This window comes from Desulfopila aestuarii DSM 18488 (assembly GCF_900143695.1).
Classification (GTDB): domain Bacteria; phylum Desulfobacterota; class Desulfobulbia; order Desulfobulbales; family Desulfocapsaceae; genus Desulfopila; species Desulfopila aestuarii.
Genome location: NZ_FRFE01000082.1, coordinates 1 through 4,452, shown reverse-complemented (window position 1 = coordinate 4,452; position 4,452 = coordinate 1). Strand labels below are relative to the sequence as shown.

Sequence of the window (4,452 nt, the reverse complement as noted above, 5' to 3'; positions counted from 1 at the left end):
TATGAAAGGAAAGAGCGCAATCCACATTGCACGAAACTACCTTGGGCAGAAGAAGAACTACAGTGGGATGCACTTTTGGGCACGGGGTTATTTTGTCTCAACTGTCGGCACCGACGAAGAGGTTGTTCGGGCATATATCCGGGAACAAGAAAAAGAAGACCATCGTGTGGAACAGCTATCGCTCTTTAAATAAGCGACCACCCAATGGTGGTCAGTAAATTTGTTTAACATACCGCTTTGAGCGGTCCAAAATCTAAAGCCACCGGCTTTGCCGGTGGATACTTACTGTAGATAATCAGCTAATTCTAAATTCATCAATAATTGCTGAATTTGAGAATTTGATAACCAATAATCCCAAAAAAGAAGAAGATATTCAGCAATTATTAACTAAACATCCAGTTCTTCTCGATCCGTTTGTCAATGAGCTATTCTCAAAACAACAACTAGGCAATGACTTCATTACTGACTATGTAGTAAGGCGTACAAATAACCAATATATATTAGTGGAAATAGAGAATTCTACTGACAAATTGTTTAACAAAAACGGCTCCTTTTCTTCAAGCCTGGTCGAGGCTGTTTCTCAAGTAAGAGATTTCCAGGCATGGGTTTCGGATAATCTTCATTATGCTCAAAAAAAACTTCCCGGCATCAAACACCCTGAAGGACTTGTTGTAATTGGAAGAAGTTCTGATCTTTCAGATATTGAGAGTAAAAGATTATCGGAAGAGAATCATAGCAGAAGAGGTCATATCAAAATAATTACTTATGATGAACTAATCGAAACTGCAAAAACCGTACATAGGAATATTATCGAAAAACCAGTAGTTAAAACAAGCAAAGAGACAAAAAGCATTTAACCATTTAATTCAGCGGATGGCGTTAACGTAGGAGGCGCTGACGCTGCAAGTTCATTGGCGCCACCGCTGATCACGACGTTGGGCATAGGAGAATAACCAAATTGACCAACAGCATATCAAATTGTCTCGCCATTCATAAACGTGCAGACCTCATTCAAATACCAGCAATCATCCACCGACTTCCTCGTTTGTCGTTACGGTTTAATAAGGAAATATATGTATTACGCGATGATCTTACCGGATTTGGCCTTGGTGGGAACAAGACGCGGAAAGTAGACTTTCTCATTGGAGATGCGCTCGCCCATAAAGCAACTACCTTGATCACCATTAAAGCTACAAGCTTCAGCCGAAATGCCGCTGCTGGGGCAGCTGCTTGTGGGTTACATTTTCACGTGATCCTGCCAGGTACCGAATCTGATCAGAATCCATTGAGCCAATCCGTCTTTGCAAAGTGGGGCGCTAAGCTACATTATGAAATAGACGACACGGCTGCGTTGGTAAACTGTCAGGAATCTTTGGTTGCGTCCCTGAGGGCTCAAGGAGAGAATGTCTATGTTCTGCATCCGGGAGGAAGCGATACCATCGGAGCGCTCAGCTATGTGAATGCTTTTGACGAAATCCGTGAATTTTCAGAACGAACCGGCGTTTATTTTTCACACATTGTGCATTCCACTAGTTCCGCGGGAACGCAGGCAGGACTTGTTGTGGGACAGTGTATCGCCAGTTACGAAACTCAGGTTCTTGGTATCAGTGCCTCCAGAACCACGAGTGAGCAGTCTGAGATAGTTTGCAAACTTGCACAATCTACGGCGCAACTGCTGGATAGACAGGTGGACCACAGTAAAATCATCGTCAATGACAGCTTCGTTGGTCCAGGTTACGCCCAAGCTTCTAAGGAAGGTGAGATAGCGTCGAAGGTCTTTGCTAATCTTGAAGGTATTTTTTTAGATCCGGCGTACACAGGCAAAGCGGCCGCTGCATTGTTAGATTATTCAGAAAATAAGAGGTTCGGAGGTGGACCTGTATTATTTATCCACACAGGTGGAAACGCAGGACTGTACTACTAGTGCTGCCTGAATACCGAACATGTCAGTTCAGCGGACAGCCAGAGCCATACCGCTTTTGACAAATTTTGGAAAGTTAAAAATTATCTTAGTTTTTGAAGTTTTAATAGCTCTGAATGCCTATGACATCGGCGGTAAAATGCCATATACCTCCTATCTAGTTTAATTATTTCGGATCTGGGAAAACTATTTACAGGTAACTATTATGAAAACAACCACAAAAATAATAATTTATTTGTCAATACTTGCTTTGATAGACATGATTATCCCGATACCTTTTACCGCTCTTATGTTAATCTATGTTATACTTGAAAAACCTGCATGGTTTAAAACTTTAGTTACGGAAATCTATAACTCGTAATGTGAATTAATAAAATTACGCATATGCTATCCACATAGCAATGTCATCTTGACTTTCTTAACGTTAAATCGACCCTGCCATAGCAAGACTGCAGGACGATGATAGGTATACACCCAGAAGGCAGTAAGCGATCTCCCTTAATCTGCTTTTTCCTCTGAGTAATATACAGCTCGGAAAGAGGTCTGATAGAGAAGGCGAAATGTTAAAATCGGAAAATTTGCAATTTCGCAAATTTTTCGTTCAACGATGATAGTCCCACAGTTTGTTCTCTTCGTTCATCTCTGACACATCATGCACTTGGCTTTATTACGTATACTTTCCTGATATGCGTGACAAAATCCGCCCCGCTTGACACCTATCCATGTAGACTTTCTATCCACCTGATTGAGAAGGCTCCAGCTTTTACTTGAAACATTATTTCAGGTTTTGTAATCACATAAGGGTAGAGTCGCGAATATTCTTTTACAATCTTGATCTTTATCTGAATTACAGACAAAATTGAAGGTCGTATACCATTGGCAGCGACTATGAAAAAGCTGGGATTGTAGATCTTTATTCCCTCTTAAACCAAGGAGATTTGACGAATTCGACTAGTAATAATTTTCGTGTTCTAGGGAGAGTAATCAATGTTATCGTTTTTACCACCAACAATCCGTGGCATTGTTGCTAGCTGTCTGTTGGTCGCGAACACCTTACTGCTGGGACCGCTTTTAATCACAATTTCCCTACTGCGGTTTATTATTCCCCTGCAGGGCTGGCAACGCAGCTGTACTGCTGCTGGAATCCGGATTGCGGAGCTATGGATTTCTTTTAATTCTTTGTGGATGAAGCTGACTCAACAGATGCAGTGGGATGTTGTGGGAATTGAACAGCTTGACAAAAAACAATGGTACCTGGTGTCTTCTAATCATCAATCCTGGGCTGACATACTTATTCTTCAACATCTACTTAACCGCAAAATTCCAATGCTCAAGTTTTTCCTTAAGCGACAATTGATTTGGGTGCCAGTAATAGGACTCTGCTGGTGGGCTTTGGATTTCCCATTTATGAAGCGTTACAGTAAGGAATATCTTGAGAAGTATCCCCACAAACGAGGGAAGGATTTTGAGAGTACTCAACGTGCTTGTGAAAAGTTTAAATACATACCTGTCGCTGTTTTTAATTTTCTGGAAGGCACACGCTTTAATGCTGAAAAGCATCAAGAACAGAATTCTCCTTACAAATGGCTGCTAAAACCTAAGGCTGGTGGTATTGCTTTTGTTGTTGGTACTATGGGTGACAACCTCAATGCTTTACTCGATGTTACCATCGCATACCCTAAGCACGAGCAACCTTCTTTTTGGGATTTTATGTGCGGTAAAGTTGATAGGCTTCGTGTCCGCGTCCAGCAAAAGCCAATCCCTGAGCAGTTTCTTAATCGTAATTATCGTGAAGATGAAACTTTTCGAAATGAATTCCAGCAATGGGTAACCCAACTCTGGCAGGAGAAGGATGCCCTTTTGGATCAACTCCATCAACAACCAGGTAGCTAGTTGTAGCAGACCGCATTATGTACCCTCAAACCTTCAATAGCTTTTAATATGGACCCACATTAAACGAGAATAAATGTAAGGCTCGTACGTACGGTTCAATGAGAGGGATGAGGTGAGGGTGATTACCTCACCTCATCCCTCTCAATCGTTTATAGGAGTTGACTGGGTCTACAAAACTTGAAAAGCATCATGCTAAGCTGTTAAAATATCAAGATTAGAGTTTGAATTGGTTGACTATCAATGCAAGCTGATCAGCAAGTCTGGAGAGATCCTGTGATTGCGTGTCGACATTATCACTGTATATGCGAACCGTAGTAGTCCATATAGCTCCTATAACTGGAAATACGGAGGAAATTTTTTGACTTTCGGAGGAAGGTCGACAACATTTATGAACACATTGCCATCATTCTGTTAAACAACTTGTTGGACGAAATATAATGAACCCAATCACAAGCGAGGAGTTATAGTCAAGTCTGGTGTTTGAAGAATCATTCTTAGATATTGACCACCTTGTTCAGCTCACCTTCTTTTACTGGTTCAACCCTCTCGCCATCCTTGAATCTCACCCCTCGAATGACCTCAGCAAGCAGCTTGAATCCCCTTAGCCGACGCCATTTCTTCTGAGCGCTCTGGCCGAG

General features: G+C 41.7%; 4 protein-coding genes and 1 pseudogene. 4 read left to right on the top strand and 1 reads right to left on the bottom strand.

Going from position 1 to position 4,452, the window contains the following annotated elements:
• From BUF15_RS26305 to BUF15_RS26290, 4 genes are all read left to right on the top strand, one after another.
• On the top strand, positions 1 to 193 hold a 193-nt coding region (locus tag BUF15_RS26305), incomplete at its 5' end, for a transposase (protein ID WP_200802502.1).
• 145 nt (positions 194 to 338) lie between these two features.
• Positions 339 to 857 (top strand): Shedu anti-phage system protein SduA domain-containing protein, encoded by a 519-nt coding sequence (locus tag BUF15_RS26300; RefSeq protein ID WP_073617330.1) that lies wholly within the window; start codon positions 339 to 341, stop codon positions 855 to 857.
• A 101-nt stretch (positions 858 to 958) separates the two neighbouring features.
• Positions 959 to 1,924: a pyridoxal-phosphate dependent enzyme gene (locus BUF15_RS26295; RefSeq protein WP_159441402.1), complete on the top strand. Its 966-nt coding sequence runs from the start codon at positions 959 to 961 to the stop codon at positions 1,922 to 1,924.
• Positions 1,925 to 2,908: 984 nt separating this feature from the next.
• Complete coding sequence (locus BUF15_RS26290) at positions 2,909 to 3,814, top strand: acyltransferase (protein ID WP_073617328.1); 906 nt, start codon at positions 2,909 to 2,911, stop codon at positions 3,812 to 3,814.
• 494 nt (positions 3,815 to 4,308) lie between these two features.
• On the opposite strand, the pseudogene BUF15_RS28655 reads toward BUF15_RS26290, so the two are convergent.
• Positions 4,309 to 4,452, bottom strand: a pseudogene (locus BUF15_RS28655) (IS256 family transposase); the annotation flags it as partial.

Bases quoted from the DNA above. Each gene is read 5' to 3' on its own strand.
- BUF15_RS26290 (WP_073617328.1), top strand. From the start codon at position 2,909: ATGTTATCGTTTTTACCACCAACAATCCGTGGCATTGTTGCTAGCTGT.